Source organism: Amycolatopsis plumensis, from assembly GCF_042652605.1.
In the GTDB taxonomy this organism is placed as follows: Bacteria; Actinomycetota; Actinomycetes; order Mycobacteriales; family Pseudonocardiaceae; genus Amycolatopsis; species Amycolatopsis plumensis.
Map to the genome: position 1 here is coordinate 5,683,891 of NZ_JBHSJY010000001.1, position 15,192 is coordinate 5,699,082.

At 71.7% G+C, this 15,192-nt stretch carries 17 protein-coding genes; 10 read left to right on the top strand and 7 right to left on the bottom strand.

Annotation, left to right across the window (positions count from 1 at the left end):
• Positions 1-74: 74 nt before the first annotated feature.
• Positions 75-1,157, bottom strand: coding sequence for a 3-deoxy-7-phosphoheptulonate synthase (locus ACFPLC_RS27840; protein WP_378192845.1), 1,083 nt, complete (start codon positions 1,155-1,157; stop codon positions 75-77).
• 282 nt (positions 1,158-1,439) lie between these two features.
• Between ACFPLC_RS27840 and ACFPLC_RS27845 the strand changes: the two genes are divergently transcribed.
• A complete protein-coding gene (locus ACFPLC_RS27845) occupies positions 1,440-2,465 on the top strand; it encodes a 6-phosphofructokinase (RefSeq protein WP_378192847.1) in 1,026 nt (341 codons plus the stop codon).
• Between the two features lie 51 nt (positions 2,466-2,516).
• Here the strand turns inward: ACFPLC_RS27845 and ACFPLC_RS27850 are convergent, their stop codons facing one another.
• The 4 genes from ACFPLC_RS27850 to ACFPLC_RS27865 all read right to left on the bottom strand — a co-directional run bounded on the left by ACFPLC_RS27850 (position 2,517) and on the right by ACFPLC_RS27865 (position 5,960).
• The gene (locus ACFPLC_RS27850; RefSeq protein WP_378192849.1) at positions 2,517-3,380 is read right to left on the bottom strand and encodes a CU044_5270 family protein; all 864 of its coding nucleotides are present in this window, start codon (positions 3,378-3,380) and stop codon (positions 2,517-2,519) included.
• Positions 3,373-3,948 (bottom strand): RNA polymerase sigma factor, encoded by a 576-nt coding sequence (locus ACFPLC_RS27855; RefSeq protein WP_378192851.1) that lies wholly within the window; start codon positions 3,946-3,948, stop codon positions 3,373-3,375. Before ACFPLC_RS27855 ends, ACFPLC_RS27850 begins: the two co-directional genes overlap by 8 nt.
• 67 nt (positions 3,949-4,015) lie before the next feature.
• Positions 4,016-5,452, bottom strand: coding sequence for an aromatic amino acid ammonia-lyase (locus ACFPLC_RS27860; RefSeq protein WP_378192853.1), 1,437 nt, complete (start codon positions 5,450-5,452; stop codon positions 4,016-4,018).
• A 34-nt stretch (positions 5,453-5,486) separates the two neighbouring features.
• Complete coding sequence (locus ACFPLC_RS27865; RefSeq protein ID WP_191314926.1) at positions 5,487-5,960, bottom strand: group II truncated hemoglobin; 474 nt, start codon at positions 5,958-5,960, stop codon at positions 5,487-5,489.
• Positions 5,961-6,028: 68 nt separating this feature from the next.
• Between ACFPLC_RS27865 and ACFPLC_RS27870 the strand changes: the two genes are divergently transcribed.
• A complete protein-coding gene (locus ACFPLC_RS27870) occupies positions 6,029-6,379 on the top strand; it encodes a winged helix-turn-helix transcriptional regulator (RefSeq protein ID WP_378192855.1) in 351 nt (116 codons plus the stop codon).
• 72 nt (positions 6,380-6,451) lie between these two features.
• Here ACFPLC_RS27870 and ACFPLC_RS27875 read toward each other — a convergent pair whose 3' ends face one another.
• Positions 6,452-6,760 carry an ArsR/SmtB family transcription factor gene (locus ACFPLC_RS27875; RefSeq protein ID WP_378193158.1) on the bottom strand — a complete coding sequence of 103 codons (309 nt, stop codon included), beginning with the start codon at positions 6,758-6,760 and terminating at the stop codon, positions 6,452-6,454.
• 157 nt (positions 6,761-6,917) lie between these two features.
• On the opposite strand from ACFPLC_RS27875, the gene ACFPLC_RS27880 reads away from it, so the two are divergent.
• Both ACFPLC_RS27880 and ACFPLC_RS27885 read left to right on the top strand, forming a co-directional pair.
• Positions 6,918-8,141, top strand: coding sequence for a glycoside hydrolase family 18 protein (locus ACFPLC_RS27880; protein WP_378192856.1), 1,224 nt, complete (start codon positions 6,918-6,920; stop codon positions 8,139-8,141).
• Positions 8,142-8,194: 53 nt separating this feature from the next.
• Positions 8,195-8,860, top strand: a complete 666-nt coding sequence (locus ACFPLC_RS27885) for a DUF2461 domain-containing protein (RefSeq protein WP_378192857.1) — start codon at positions 8,195-8,197, stop codon at positions 8,858-8,860.
• Between the two features lie 123 nt (positions 8,861-8,983).
• Here the strand turns inward: ACFPLC_RS27885 and ACFPLC_RS27890 are convergent, their stop codons facing one another.
• Positions 8,984-10,396 carry a DHA2 family efflux MFS transporter permease subunit gene (locus tag ACFPLC_RS27890; RefSeq protein WP_378192858.1) on the bottom strand — a complete coding sequence of 471 codons (1,413 nt, stop codon included), beginning with the start codon at positions 10,394-10,396 and terminating at the stop codon, positions 8,984-8,986.
• Positions 10,397-10,480: 84 nt separating this feature from the next.
• Between ACFPLC_RS27890 and ACFPLC_RS27895 the strand changes: the two genes are divergently transcribed.
• From ACFPLC_RS27895 to ACFPLC_RS27920, 6 genes are all read left to right on the top strand, one after another.
• On the top strand, positions 10,481-10,810 hold the full coding sequence (locus ACFPLC_RS27895) for an ArsR/SmtB family transcription factor (RefSeq protein WP_378192860.1): 330 nt from the start codon (positions 10,481-10,483) through the stop codon (positions 10,808-10,810).
• Between the two features lie 81 nt (positions 10,811-10,891).
• Positions 10,892-12,316, top strand: coding sequence for a pyruvate kinase (gene pyk, locus ACFPLC_RS27900; protein WP_191314920.1), 1,425 nt, complete (start codon positions 10,892-10,894; stop codon positions 12,314-12,316).
• 91 nt (positions 12,317-12,407) lie between these two features.
• Positions 12,408-13,301, top strand: a complete 894-nt coding sequence (gene tesB / locus ACFPLC_RS27905) for an acyl-CoA thioesterase II (RefSeq protein WP_378192862.1) — start codon at positions 12,408-12,410, stop codon at positions 13,299-13,301.
• A 349-nt stretch (positions 13,302-13,650) separates the two neighbouring features.
• Positions 13,651-14,553, top strand: coding sequence for a helix-turn-helix domain-containing protein (locus ACFPLC_RS27910; protein ID WP_191314918.1), 903 nt, complete (start codon positions 13,651-13,653; stop codon positions 14,551-14,553).
• A gap of 12 nt (positions 14,554-14,565) precedes the next feature.
• The gene (locus ACFPLC_RS27915) at positions 14,566-14,769 is read left to right on the top strand and encodes a DUF397 domain-containing protein (protein WP_191314917.1); all 204 of its coding nucleotides are present in this window, start codon (positions 14,566-14,568) and stop codon (positions 14,767-14,769) included.
• A gap of 165 nt (positions 14,770-14,934) precedes the next feature.
• Positions 14,935-15,135 (top strand): hypothetical protein, encoded by a 201-nt coding sequence (locus tag ACFPLC_RS27920; RefSeq protein WP_378192864.1) that lies wholly within the window; start codon positions 14,935-14,937, stop codon positions 15,133-15,135.
• Positions 15,136-15,192: the final 57 nt, after the last annotated feature.

The window sequence follows — 15,192 nt, forward strand, 5'->3', positions numbered from 1 at the left end:
CACCCAGAGCCACCCGGAATTGTCGGTGCTCTCCGGTAACGTAAAAACCGGGGGACCCCCAGGCCGGGGACCTCTCAGCGCCGCGCCCGCACCGCCGAGGCCAGCTCGTCCAGCAGCGGCGCGGTGTCGTCCCAAGCCAGACAGGCATCCGTGATCGACTGCCCGTAGGTCAGCTCCGCGGCGTGCCCCAGCGAAAGCTCCTGCCGCCCACCGGCCAGGAAGCTCTCCATCATCAGCCCCGAAATCCCGCGCTCACCCGCAGCCAGCCGCGCGGCCAGCTCGGAAACCACCACACCCTGCCGCACGTGGTCCTTGCCGCTGTTGCCGTGCGAAGCGTCGATGATCACCCGCTCCGGCAGCCCCGCCTTCGCCAGCCGCGCCAGGGTGTCCGCGACAGTGGCGGCGTCGTAGTTCGGCCCGCCGTTGTGGCCGCGCAGGATCACGTGGCAGTCCGGGTTGCCCGACGTCGTCAGCAGCGCCGCCAGCCCGTCCGTGTTGATGCCCGGGAACACGTGGCTCGCCGCCGCCGCGCGGGTGGCGTCGATCGCCACCTGGACGTCGCCCTCGGTCGAGTTCTTGATGCCCACCGGCATCGACAGCGCGCTGCACAGCTGGCGGTGCACCTGGCTGGCCGCCGTGCGCGCGCCGATCGAGCCCCACGTGACGATGTCCGCGATGAACTGCGGCGTGATCGGGTCGAGGAACTCACACCCCACCGGCAGGCCGAGCGCCGACACGTCGAGCAGCAGCTTGCGGGCCATCCGGAGGCCCTTGTTGACGGCGAACGTGCCGTCGAGGTCCGGGTCGTTGATCAGGCCCTTCCAGCCCAGCGTCGTGCGCGGCTTCTCGAAGTACACGCGCATCACGATGTGCAGCTCGCCGCGCAGCTCCTCGGCCTTCGCGGCCAGGCGGCGGGCGTAGTCGAGGGCCGCCTCGGGGTCGTGGACCGAGCACGGGCCGACCACGACGAGCAGCCGGTCGTCGCGGCCTTCGAGGATGTCGACCGTCTCGGCCCGGCCCTGGCGCACCACCTTGGCGACGGCGGCGTCGACCGGATGGTCTTCGCGCAGCAGCGCGGGCGAAATGAGCGGACTGATCGACGTGGTGCGCGCGGCGTCGAGGTCACCGATGGTGGCCGGTCCGGCGGAGAGCGTCATGGCGGGGGTGTTCCTTCCTGGTGGACACCGACCCGCGGGGGACTCGCCGAGCCGGTTTCGAAATCCGGCTCGGGGTGGGAGTCAGCGCAGGTTCACGCCGCCGCGCCCACCCGGGGCCGGCTTCGTAAACCAGAAATAGCGCTGCACGGGGTCAACGTAGCACAGCCGCCACGAAGACCGATCCGGCAGGTGGTACGCCCTGCACCGATCAAGACGAGAGCCGCTACTCTGACGTCTGACGAAATGTGACTGTCATCTCCCGAGAACAGACGGAGGCTTCTCATGCGTGTCGGTGTGCTGACCGGCGGCGGCGACTGCCCGGGGCTCAACGCGGTGATCCGCGCGGTGGTGCGCAAGGGCATCGAGGTGCACGGCTGGGACTTCGTGGGCTTCCGCAACGGCTGGAACGGCCCGCTCACCGGCGACAGCCGCCCGCTGGGCCTGAACGACGTCGAGGACATCCTCACCCGCGGCGGCACCATCCTGCGGTCCTCGCGCACGAACCCGTACAAGGTCGACGGCGGTGTCGACAAGATCAAGCAGGTCCTCGCCGACCAGGGCGTCGACGCGCTGATCGCGATCGGCGGCGAGGACACCCTCGGCGTCGCGAAGCGGCTGACCGACGACGGCGTCGGCGTCGTCGGTGTACCGAAGACGATCGACAACGACCTCGGCGCCACCGACTACACCTTCGGCTTCGACACCGCGGTCTCCATCGCCACCGAGGCGATCGACCGGCTGCACACCACGGCCGAGTCGCACCACCGCGCGCTCGTCGTCGAGGTCATGGGTCGGCACGCCGGCTGGATCGCGCTGCACTCCGGCCTGGCCGGCGGCGCGAGCGTCATCCTGGTGCCGGAGAAGCACTTCAACGTCGACCAGGTCGTCTCCTGGGTCGAGCGCCGCTTCGAGAAGGAGTTCGCGCCGATCATCGTCGTCGCCGAGGGCGCGCTGCCCGAGGGCGGCGAAGAGAAGCTGCTCACCGGCGAGAAGGACGCCTTCGGGCACGTCCGCCTCGGCGGCATCGGCACCTGGCTGGCCGACGAGATCGCCCACCGCACCGGCAAGGAGTCCCGCGCCGTGGTCCTCGGCCACGTCCAGCGCGGCGGCACCCCGACGGCCTACGACCGCGTCCTGGCCACCCGCTTTGGCCTCAACGCGGTCGACGCGGTCGCGGACGGCGACTTCGGCGTGATGGTCGCCCTCAAGGGCACGGACATCGTCCGCGTGAAGCTGTCCGAGGCGACGGCCGAGCTGAAGACGGTCCCGGTCGAGCGCTACCAGGAAGCCGAAGTCTTCTTCGGCTGAGCCATCCGCCGAAGGGCCGCTCCGGGATTCCCGGGGCGGCCCTTCGCGCGTTCAGGGCCGCTGCCGCACCGCGTCGACGATCCCCTGGCTCACCACGGCATCGGTCCCGGAGCCGCGGTAGGCGAAGGTGACCGGGTCGAACAGGAACTCGGCCTGGTTGCCGATCCCGTGCACGGTCGTGCTGTCCCAGGTGACGCCGAGGACGGTCCGGCCGGTGGCGTCCTTCGCGTCGGCGCGGGCCACCAGCCCGGGCACCTTCGCCACGGCTTCGTAGAGCGCGGCCCGCACCGCCGGGCGCAGGTAGCCCTCGGCCAGCTCGATGATTTCGCTGCCGAGGTCGTGCAGGGTGTCGCCTTCGCCGTGGGTGCGCTGGTGCAGGTAGGCGAGCATGGCGTCGGCGTCGGTGGGCAGGTCCGTGGGGGCGGCCGGGTGCGGCACGCACCGGTTCGTCACCGTCCTCCCGTGGCTCTCGTGCTGCACGCGCTTCCCGTCGCGGCACCCCGCCAGCGAGGCTTCGTGGCCGTAGAGGAACTGCAGCCCGTCGTGGGTGCCGTCCACCGACGCCCACGTCTCGTTCTCCCGGCCGTCCGCGAGCCGCGTCCTCGTGTAGACGAACTGGTCCGGCCGCGGGACGACGTCCGCCACGGCGCGCGCCTTCGCGGCCGCGGCGTGCAGGATGCGCACCGGTTCGGGCTCGGGATCCGGCGGGACCGGGGTCGCGGCCGGAGTCAGGACGACGGCGGCGGCCGCGGCCGCCGCGAGCCCGGCCGCCGTGACCCCGCCCCAGAGCACCCGACGACGCCGGGGACGGACCGAGGCGGCGGCGAGCAGTTCCGCTCGCTTCCGGGCCAGGTCTTCGGGCCCCGGCAGCCCGGCGGGGCCGGCGAAGTCGCGCAGCAGCTGCATCTCATCCATGGTTCGAGACCTCCTCGGGTGCCAGCGCGGTGCGGACCTTCCTGCGGGCCCGGTTCAAGCGCGACCGGACGGTGCCGACCGGGATCCCCAGCGCGGTCGCGACCTCCTCGTAGGCCAGCCCCTCCCAGGCGATCAGCAGCAGGACGTCGCGGTCCCCGCGGGCCAGCCCGGCGAGCGCGGCGGCCAGCCGGCCGTTCATCGCCTGGGCCGTCACGCGCTCGGCGACCCGGTCCGCGTGGCCGTCCTGCTCGGCGGGCGGCCCGAGCGCGGCGCGCAGCCGGTATTCGCGGGCCTCTTCGCGGCGGCGCTGCCCGACGAGGTTGGTGGCGATCCCGTAGAGCCACGGCCGCGCGCTCGGGAACGCCGGGTCGTAGCGGGCGCGCCCGCCGAACGCGACGAGGAACGTCTCGCCCATCAGGTCGTCGGCGGCCTGACCGCCGAGCCGCCGGGCGAGGTAGCGATGGATGTGCGGCGCGTGGCGGTCGAAGACCACCGCGAACCGCTCGGGGTGCTTCAGCGACGCGGTGATGACGTCCGCGTCATCCCCGGCTTCACCTGGTGAACTCAAGGAACCGCCTGCCTGTCGTGAGGCCATCTGCCCCGTTGTTGGCGGAACGGGCGATCCGGGTTCACGGCTAGATGCGGGCGAGGGAGTCCAGTACCCCGCCGGCGGCGGCGATGTCGTCGGTGAGCGGCCGGTCGTCGAGGCCGGGATCGAGCACTTCCGACGCCGCTTCGAAGGCGTCGCGCACCGGCAGCTCCACCAGGTCCGCCTCCCGCATGCGCAGCGCGCGGACCGCGGCCACCAGCTCGCACGCCAGCACCTGCTGGTAAGCCGAGCACGCCGCCGTCGCCGCGCGGGCCGCCTGGGTCGAGAAGCTCGCGTGGTCCTCGATGCCGCGCGAGACCACCGCCGTGCCGAGGGTGGCCGGGAGCGCCGCCTGCCGCAGCTCCGTCAGCGCGTCGTGGGCCACGTACTCCAGGATCATCACGCCCGAGCTGCCCGGCGGCCCCGCCGCCAGGAACGGCCGCAGGCCGGTGAACTCCGGCTCCACCAGGTCGCCCAGGCGCGCCACCGACAGCTCCGCCACCTGGTGCACGGTCGCCCGGGCCTGGTCCAGGGCCGTCGACACGTACGCGGTGTGGAAGTGCGCGTGGTGGTAGGCGTCGCCGTGGACGGCCGAGATCATCGGGTTCTCCGTGCTCGCGTTGATCTCGACGGCGAGCACGTCCCGCAGATAGTGGATCGCGTCCAGCGCCGGGCCCTGGACCTGCGGGAACGCCCGCAGGCCGAACGGGTCCTGGATCCGCCGTCCCGGCTTCGGCGTCTGGTGCATGCCCAGCAGCCGCCGCATCTCCGCGGCACAGGCGACCTGCCCCGCGTGCGGCCGTGCTTCGTGCACCGGCGTTGCGTACGCCTCCGGGTTGCCGTCGAGCGCGACGTACGTCAGCGCCGCGACGGCGTGGCTCGCGCGGGTCAGCGTGTCGAGCCGCATCGCCGCGAGGGTCGCTTCGGCGAGCGTCGCGGCGTTGCTGCTCATGAAGGCCAGCGCGTCGCCTGCCCGCACCGGCACCGGCGGCACGTGCCCGGTGACCCACGGCCGTTCGCCGGTGAGCGCCAGCGCCGCCTCGGCCAGCGGCGCCAGGTCACCGGTACCGATCGCGCCGAGCCGGTGCACCAGCGGCCGCGCGCCGGTGCGGACCGCTTCGGCCAGCGCGCCGATCAGTTCGGGGCTGATCCCGGAGCGGCCGGCCAGGAGCTGGTTGAGCCGGATCAGCAGCATCGCCCGCACCTGGCCGGCCGGCAGCTCGTCGCCGCTGCCACCCGCGTGGCTGCGCAGCAGCCGCAGGCCGTGTTCCACCGAGCTTTCGACGGTGTCGTCCTTGTTGGCCCCGACGCCGGTGGTCCGGCCGTAGACGACCCGGCGCGTGCTCAGTTCTTCGGCGAGCTTCCACGCGTGCTCGGCCGCCCGCAGCGCGGCGATCGAGACGTCGATGCCCAGCGGGCCTTCGGTGCGCGCCGCGGTCACGACGTCCGCGCACCGCAGGGTCCGGCCGTCCACCCGGATCAACGGCAGCCTCCTTCCGGCTGCCCTCACTATGCGGCTAGGCCGACGGCGGCTGCCAGGGGGGCTTCGCCCAGTCCCACCGCGGCACGGGTTCGTGCGGGTCCGGTTCGGCGCCGGGTGCGGAGAAGATCACGGCCAGGCGGCTGCCCCACTCGAGGTAGCCCGCGAAGGAGGCCCGGAACTCCGGGTCGTCCGGCAGGCCCGCCTCGTCGGCGGCGTCGAGCAGCAGGGTGACCCAGCGGCGGCGCTGCTCTTCGGTGATCCCGCGGCCCAGGTGGCGGCCGACCATGTGGGCGTGCCCGCCGTGGCTCGCGGAGTACTCGGCGGGTCCGCCGAAGACCTCGCCGAGCCACACCGCGACGTGCTTCGGGTGGTCCGGGTCCATGCCGCGGAAGACGGGTTCGAGCAACGGGTCTTCCAGGACGTGGCCGTAGAAGATGGTCAGCAGCTTCACGAGGGCTTCGTGGCCGCCTGCCCAGTCGAAGAGGGTGGGGCTTTCTGGCACGATCACCGGATCAGGCAACCAGGGGTGCTCCGGCCGGGCAACCACGTACTTTCCGGTGCGTAGGGGGGAGCGGGATGAAGCGGTACCACTGCGCGACGGAACTGGCGGTCGACCTGATCGGCGGCAAGTGGAAGCCGGTGATCCTGGCGCACCTCAAGGAGGGCGCCCACCGCTACGGCGAGCTGCGGCGCCGGATGCCGGGGGTGAGCGAGAAGATGCTGACCCAGCAGCTGCGCGAGCTGGCCGCGGACGGCCTCGTCCGCCGCGAGGAGTTCGACGGCCGGGTCCCGCACGTCGAGTACCACCTGACGGACGTGGGGGAGGAGCTCCGGCCGGCGCTGCAGGCACTGTACGAGTGGGGCGAGCGCCGCGCGGCCGAGCGGGGGATCACCTTCGAGCCGGCGCCGGAGCCCGAACGCCCCTGACCCAACGCAGTGAATGACTCATTCCTGACGCTGGACGCCAGGAATGAGTCATTCACTGCGGTCCGGAAGGGCTCAGGCGGGGTCGGTTTCGTCGAGACGGCGTTCCAGGGCGTCCAGCCGGTCCGACCAGAAGCGGCGGTAGGGCGCCAGCCAGGCGTCCACCTCGGCCAGGGGTTCCGGGCGCAGGGCGTAGCACCGCCGCTGCGCCGCGACCCGGACCGTCACCAGGCCGGCCTCGCGCAGCACCCGCAGGTGCTTCGACACCGCGGGCTGGCTCAGCTCGAGCCGCTCGACGAGCTCGCCGACCGAGCGCTCGCCGTCGCGCAGCAGGTCGAGGATGGTCCGGCGCCGGGGTTCGGCGAGGACGTCGAAAGTCTGCATCACCCCTGAAATGTGCTCTGCCGGGCATATTCCTGTCAAGGAATGCGCACCTTCGCTGGTCTGGACCATTGACCTAGTGGTCTAGTCCACTTACGGTGAGTGTGGTCCCCACCACTCCGGCAGCGTTGCCGTGAGTAATTCCCGGGAGGAAGAACGCATGTCCCGTTTCCGCAGGAAGAGCTTCTCGGCCCTGCTGACCGTGGCGGCCGCCGCGGGGCTCGTCGCGGGCGGTGTGAGCGCCCCCGCCGCCACCGCCGCGACCGAGACCGCGGAGGCCTCCGTCGGCAAGGTGGTCGGCTACTTCACCGAATGGGGTGTCTACGACCGCAACTACCACGTCAAGAACATCGAGACGTCGGGCTCGGCGAGCAAGCTGACCCACATCAACTACGCCTTCGGCAACGTGACGAACGGCGGCTGCGCGATCGGCGACGCCTACGCCGACTACCAGAAGACCTACGACGCCGCGGGCAGCGTCGACGGCGTCGCCGACACCTGGGACCAGCCCCTCGCCGGCAGCTTCAACCAGCTCAAAAAGCTCAAGGCCAAGCACCCCGGCCTGAAGGTCCTCTGGTCCTTCGGCGGCTGGACCTGGTCGGGTGGCTTCGGGCAGGCCGCGAAGAACCCCACGGCGTTCGCGAACTCCTGCTACAACCTGGTCAACGACCCGCGCTGGGCCGGCGTCTTCGACGGCATCGACATCGACTGGGAGTACCCCAACGCCTGCGGCCTGTCCTGCGACACCAGCGGTGCGGCGGCGTTCAAGAACCTCCTCCAGGCCCTGCGCGCCAAGTTCGGCTCGAAGCTGGTGACGGCGGCGATCACCGCCGACGGCACCAGCGGCGGCAAGATCGACGCCGCCGACTACGGCGGCGCGGCGCAGTACGTCAACTGGTACAACGTGATGACCTACGACTACTTCGGCGCCTGGGCGGCGCAGGGCCCGACCGCTCCGCACTCCCCGCTGACGTCCTACTCCGGCATCCCGACCGCGGGCTTCTACTCCGACGCGGCGATCCAGAAGCTCAAGAGCAAGGGCGTTCCGGCGAGCAAGCTGCTGCTGGGAATCGGCTTCTACGGCCGCGGCTGGACCGGCGTCACGCAGAGCGCCCCGGGCGGCACCGCGACCGGCCCGGCGCCCGGCAAGTACGAGCAGGGCATCGAGGACTACAAGGTGCTCAAGACGTCCTGCCCGTCGACCGGCACGGTCGCCGGCACCGCGTACGCCAAGTGCGGCAGCAACTGGTGGAGCTACGACACGCCCGCGACGATCGCGGGCAAGATCTCCTACGCCAAGACCCAGGGCCTGGGCGGCGCGATGTTCTGGGAGCTCTCGGGTGACACCACCAACGGCGAGCTGATCACGGCCGTCGCGAAGTAACCCTTCGGGGGCACCGGCGAAAGTCGTCGGTGCCCCCGTTTACTGTCGTCCGCGTGAAGTTCAGCGGATTCGGCGAGTACGCCATCGACTTCTACGACGGTCTCGTGCAGGACAACTCCAAGCCCTACTGGGACGACCACGTCGAGACCTACAAGAGCGACGTGCGGGCCCCGATGGAAGCGCTGCTGGCCGAGCTGGCGCCGGAGTTCTCCGACGGCTTCGGCGAGCCCAAGGTGTTCCGCCCCTACCGCGACGTCCGCTTCGCCAAGGACAAGACGCCGTACAAGACCCACTGCGGCGCGGTGATCGAGCAGGGCCGCGGCGGCGGCGCCTACTACGTCGAGGTCGGCCCGGACGGCCTGCGCGTCGGCGGCGGCTGCTTCCACCTCGCGTCCGACCAGATCGCGCGGTTCCGCAAGGCGGTCGACACCGAGCTGCACGGCGAAGCGCTGCAGAAGATCCTCGCCAAGCTGGAGCGCGCGGGCTGGGAGGTCAAGGGCGACCGCCTGAAGTCGAAACCGCGCGGGTTCCCCGAGGACCACCCGCGCCTCGATCTCCTGCGGTACCGCTCGGTGTACGCGGTGCGCGGCTGGGAGCCCGACGACGTGCTGCACGAGCGGGGTGCCCTGGACCGGGTCCGGAAGGCGTGGCGGCAGTTGCGGGAGTTCAACGAGTGGGCCCGCGACCGCGTCGGCCCGAGTGAGCAGCCTCGTCGCTGAGTTCGCGGCGCGGCGGCCGGTGTCGGGCCAGGCCGAGCCGGGTGAGCGCCGCGCAGGCGGGCGTGACCGCGCCGGCGGTGATGAAGGCGGTGTCGAGGTCGGCCCGGCGGCAGTTGTGGGAGTTCAACGAGTGGGCCCGCGACCGCGTCGGCCCGAGCGAACAGCCGCGTCGCTGAGGTCGCGGCGCGGTGGCCGGTGCCGGGCCAGGCCGAACCCGGTGAACCCCGCGCAGACCAGCGTGACCACACCCGCCGTGACGAAGGCGGTGCCGAGGTCGGCCGAACCGCCGGCGACGGCGCCGAGCACCGCCACGCCGAGCACCGCGCCGATCTGCCGGGCCGTGCTGCTGATCCCGGAGGCCAGGCCGCCGTCGCGTGGGTCCACCGCCTGGATGGCCGCCGCGGTCAGCGGGGACATGGCCAGTGCGAACCCCAGGCCGGCGACGGCCAGTCGCCACCACACGGCCCCATAGCCGGTGGCGGCGTCCACCCGGCCGAGCGTCACCAGTCCGAGCCCGGCCAGGACCAGGCCGGCGGTGACCACGACTCGAGGGCCGTGGCGGGCGGCGAGCCGCCCCGCGAACGGGCTCGCCACGACCATCGCCACCGGCGTGGGCAGGGTCTGCAGGCCGGCGCGCAGCACCGAGCTGCCCTGGACGTGGACGAAGAACTGGGAGAAGAAGAACGACGAGCCCATCAGCGCGAAGCCGACCACGAGCATCGCCGTGACCGGCACCGCGAACGGACGCCGCCGGAACAACCCCGGCGGCAGCATCGGCGCCGGGCTCCGCCGCTCGACGATCAGGAAGCCCCCGAGCAGCACCGCCGCGGCGGCGAACGCGCCCAGGACGGACGGCGACGTCCAGCCGCGGGACCCGCCCTCGATCAGCCCGTAGGTCAGCGCGCCGACGCCGAGGACGGACAACACCGTTCCCGGGACGTCGATCGCCGGGGCGCCGGGTGCGCGGGACTCGCCGAGGACCCGGAGCCCGGCCACCAGCAGAACCACGCCGATGGGGATGTTGACGAGGAAGATCGCCGGCCAGCCGGCCGCTTCGGCGAGCACGCCGCCGGCCACCGGGCCGGCGGCCAGGCCGATGCCGCTGAGCCCGGCCCACAGCCCGATCGCCCGCACCCGATCGGCCGGCACCGGGTGGGCGGCGGCCAGGAGGGCCAGCGAGGCCGGGCTCAACGCGGCCGCCCCGACGCCCTGCAGCACCCGGCCGGCCACCAGCCAGCCCAGCGACGGCGCGGCCGAGCACACCGCCGAGGCGGCGGTGAACACCGCGACCCCGGCGAGGAACACCCGCTTCCGGCCGAAGCGGTCGGCGAAGACACCGCCGGAGAGCAGCAGCATCGCGACCAGCAGCACGTAGGCGTCGACGATCCACTGCAGGCCGCTCAGCCCCGTGCCGAGCCGCCACTGCATGTCGGGCAGGGCCGCGCCGACGATCGTGCTGTCGAGCAGCACCATGAACTGGCCGAGGCCGGTCACCGCGAGCAGGGCCGCCCGTCCGGTGCGCACTTCCGTCTGCACTGTTCGATCCCCCCAGAGGTCCGCTGTTCGCCGCCAGAATAGTTCGACAATCCCGAAATGTCGAAGGATAGGTACCATCGGGGCATGCGACCGCTCCCTCAGCCCGCGCGCGACGCCTTCGCGCTCCCGGCCGTGCTGCACGCCCTCGGCGACCCGGTGCGCCTCGAGCTGGTGCGCCGGGCGCACGCCCGGCCCGAGTCGACCTGCGCGGTGCTGGCCGGCGGCCTGGGCGTGCCGCTCTCGACGGTGTCGAACCACTTCCGGATCCTGCGCGAGGCCGGCGTGGTCGGGATGACCGCCGACGGCAGGCACCGCCGGGTCCGGGTGCGCGCCGAAGACCTGCGGGAACGCTTTCCCGGCCTGCTCGAACCGATCCTCCGCGGGGCTGCGGAAGAGCGGCCGCCGGGAACCTGACCGGACAGGTTTCTGAACATCTTCTTGAACATTCGGGATCGGTACAGACGAACGCGCGAAGAGGGTCTACGCTATGTGGACGTGAGCCGACGCGCGAAGATCGTTTGTACCCTGGGCCCTGCCACCGCGACCCCGGACAAGATGCGGGCCCTGGTGGATGCCGGCATGGACGTGGCCAGAATGAACTTCAGCCACGGCAGCCACAGCGACCACAAGCAGGTCTACGACCTGATCCGGGCCGCCGCCGCGGAGAGCGGGCGGGCGGTCGGCATCCTCGCCGACCTGCAGGGCCCGAAGATCCGCCTGGGCACGTTCGCCGGCGGGCCGGTCGAGTGGCACAACGGCGATGTCGTCCGGATCACCGTCGAGGACGTCGCCGGCACGCACGACCGCGTCTCGACCACCTACAAGGGCCTGGCGAAGGACGCCAAGCCCGGCGACCGCCTGCTCGTCGACGACGGCAAGGTCGGCCTGGTGGTCAAGGGCGTCGAGGGCCCGGACGTCGTGTGCGAGGTCACCGAGGGCGGCCCGGTCAGCAACAACAAGGGCGTCTCGCTGCCTGGCATGGACGTCTCCGTGCCGGCGCTGTCCGACAAGGACATCGAAGACCTCGAGTTCGCGCTCGAGCTGGGCGTCGACTTCATCGCCCTGTCCTTCGTCCGCTCGCCGGCCGACATCGACCTGGTCCACCAGGTGATGGACCGGGTCGGCAAGGGACGGCTGCCGGTCGTCGCGAAGATCGAGAAGCCCGAGGCCGTCTACAACCTCGAAGCCATCGTGCTGGCCTTCGACGCGGTGATGGTCGCCCGCGGCGACCTCGGCGTCGAGCTGCCGCTGGAGCAGGTCCCGCTGGTGCAGAAGCGCGCCATCCAGATCTGCCGCGAGAACGCGAAGCCGGTCATCGTCGCGACGCAGATGCTCGAGTCGATGATCAACAACTCCCGGCCGACCCGCGCCGAGGCCTCCGACGTCGCGAACGCGGTGCTCGACGGCGCGGACGCGCTGATGCTCTCCGGCGAGACCTCGGTCGGCCGGTACGCCATCGAGGTCGTGGAGACGATGGGCCGGATCATCGAGGCGGTCGAGACCGACTCGCCGATCGTGCCGCCGCTGTCGCACGTCCCGCGCACCAAGCGCGGCGTCATCTCCTACGCCGCCCGCGACATCGGCGAGCGGCTGAACGCGAAGGCCCTGGTCGCGTTCACGCAGTCCGGCGACACTGTGCGCCGCCTCGCGCGGCTGCACACGCGGCTGCCGCTGCTGGCGTTCACGCCCGAGGAGTGCGTGCGCAGCCAGCTGTCGATGACCTGGGGCACCAACACCCACATCGTCCCGCAGGTCAGCTCCACCGACCAGATGATCCAGCAGGTCGACCACGCGATGCTGGAGATGGGCAAGTACCAGAAGGGCGACCTGGTCGTCATCGTGGCCGGCTCCCCGCCGGGCACCGTCGGGTCGACCAACCTGATCCGCGTGCACCGGCTCGGTGAAGACGACCACGCTTGAGAGACCGACCGCTCAGTATGCACGTAAATTCCGCCTTCCTCCCCGCCGCCACCCTCAGCGGAGGCGCTTCGCGCCGCTGTAGTTTTCTGTCATGACTGAAATGGCCAGGGCCGCCGCCGAAGACGAACTCCCCGGTGGCGGCCAGCCGGTGCTCGACCGCCTGATCGCGCTGCTCGACCTGGAGAAGATCGAAGAGAACATCTTCCGCGGCGTCTCGCCCGCCCACTCGCCGGTGCGGGTGTTCGGCGGGCAGGTCGCCGGCCAGGCCCTGGTGGCGGCCGGGCGCACGGTGCCCGAGGAACGCCGGGTGCACTCGCTGCACGCGTACTTCATCCGCGGCGGTGACCCGAGCGTGCCGATCGTGTACGAAGTCGACCGGATCCGTGACGGCCGGTCGTTCACCACCCGGCGGGTGGTCGCCATCCAGCACGGCAAGGCGATCTTCTCGCTCTCGGCGTCGTTCCAGACGGACGAGCCGGGCATCGAGCACGCCGAGGTCATGCCGGAGGGCGTTCCGGCGCCGGAGACGCTGCCGACGCTGATGGAACGCGCCGAGGGCTACGCGATCGGCGCGCACGCCCGGCCGCGGCCGATCGACCTGCGGTACGTCAACGAGCCGCCGTGGGTCACCCGCGAAACCGGCGAGCGGCCGGCCCGCAACCAGGTGTGGATGCGCGCCGACGGGAAACTGCCCGACCAGCAGCTGCTGCACGTCTGCGTGCTGACCTACGCCTCGGACATGACGCTGCTCGACTCGGTGCTCGCGCGCCACGGCGTCTACTGGGACACCGACAAGGTGCTCGGGGCCAGCCTCGACCACGCACTGTGGTTCCACCGCCCGTTCCGCGCGGACGAGTGGTTCCTCTACGACAGCGCCTCGCCGACGGCCTCCGGCGCCCGCGGTCTGGCCACCGGCCGGTTCTTCGCCCAGGACGGCACGCTGATCGCGACGGTCGTCCAAGAAGGACTCCTGCGCGTCTTGTGAAGTTCGCCGGGAAATCACCCTCACGGGCGACGAATGGCCCGAATATCGGCCGCGGGAAAAGGGCATTCGGCCCGGGTGAGGGGGCCGGGACCGATCGGGGGACGGCCCCGGACCCCTCCGTGTGATGATCGCGCGGCACTTCGCGCGGTCATCGTCTACCCTGCTCAGAGGCCGGTCGAGAGCACGGCTGGCCGACTGACGGGCGCCCGGTGCAGTGCAGGGTGCGAGGATACAAGAGCATTCTGCAAATTGCAGATTCCGGCGCCGGAATCGACTCGGGTTAATGCTCCACCGACTCCGCGCCCGGATGGTTGGATACAGGTAGCACTCGACATCCGGAGGTGCCGCGATGGCAAGGGGACAGAGCCCCACGGTTCGCCGCCGGAGGCTGGCGGGAGAGCTGCGCCGGCTCCGCGAGGCCGCCGACCTCACCATCGACGAAGTCGGCGAGAAGCTCGAGTGCTCGGCCTCGAAGATCAGCCGCATCGAGACCGGCCACGTCGGCGTCACGCCGCGTGACGCCCGGGACATGCTGGCCCTCTACGGCATCATGGGCGACGAGCAGGAGGCACTCGTCCAGCTGGCCAGGGAAGCCCGCAAGCGCGGCTGGTGGCACGCGTACAACGAGGTCTTCACCGGCACCTTCGTCGGCCTCGAAGCCGATGCCAGCTCGCTGCGCGCGTTCCAGGCGCTGCTCGTGCCCGGGCTGCTGCAGACCGAGCGCTACGCCCGCGCGGTGATCCGCGCGCTGCGGCCGGACGCCGACGAGGCCGAGATCCGCCGCCGCGTCGCCGCCCGGATGGCCCGCCAGGAACTGCTGTCCGAGACCCCGCCGCCGGAGTACTGGGCGGTGATGGACGAGGCCGTGCTGCGCCGCGTGGTCGACAGCCCCGAAGTGATGGCCGAGCAGCTCTACCGGATGGTCGCCGTCGCCGAGAAGCCGAACGTGACCGTCCAGGTCGTGCCGTTCGGTGCGGGCGCGCACCCCGGCATGGAAGGCCCCTTCCTGATCATGGGGTTCCCCGAGCAGGCCGACCCGGACGTCGTCTACGTCGACGACAGCACCTCCAGCGGCCTCTACCTGGAGGAACCCACAGACGTCCGGCGCTACGGGCTGATGTTCGACCATCTGCGCGCGGCCGCACTGAAGCCGGACGACTCGGTGGAGCTGATCGCCGAGGCGGCCGGACGGTTCGCCGAACAGGCGGCCGTACCGGCTCCGGTGCACCATCCGGAACCGAGGACACAGTAAGGAGTGGGGACCATGGAAGCAGAACTCTCCGGGGCGCGGTGGCGCAAGAGCAGCCACAGCGGCGGCGGCAACGACTGCGTCGAGGTGGCGTTCGTCGGCGGCGGCGCCGCGGTGCGCGACTCGAAGGACCCCGAAGGGGGTGCGTTCCGCCTGCCCGCGTCGGGCTGGCGGGGGCTGCTGGCCGCGGTGCGGACCGGCGGCCCGGCCCTCGACTGAGTCACTGAGACACGAGGCGCTCGGGAAGACCCCTTACCCCCGCCGAGCTGGGCTCGGCCGGGAGTAAGGGGTCTTTTCGCGCCCAGGCCTGCGTGATCACCCGATGCCCGGGGTGTGCCCTCAGGACGAACCTGAGTGCTACCAACCGAGGAACAGGGGAACACGATGCACAGCGATCTGATGCTCGACGCGGTCCGTGCCGAAGCGGCCTACCGGGCCGAGGAACTGCGGAAGGCCGGGCGCAGCGCCTGGGCCGCCCGCGCCCGCCGCGCCGCCCGGCACTTCAGGGCCACGAGGACGGATGTCGAGGTACCGGCTCAGCAGCGCCGGGAGGCGTCGCGGGCGACCGCCGAAACCGCCCGGTAAGGGCAGCGGGATGGTGTCGAAGGCGATAAGCGGTCGGAAACTGTCGGTGGGGTAGGC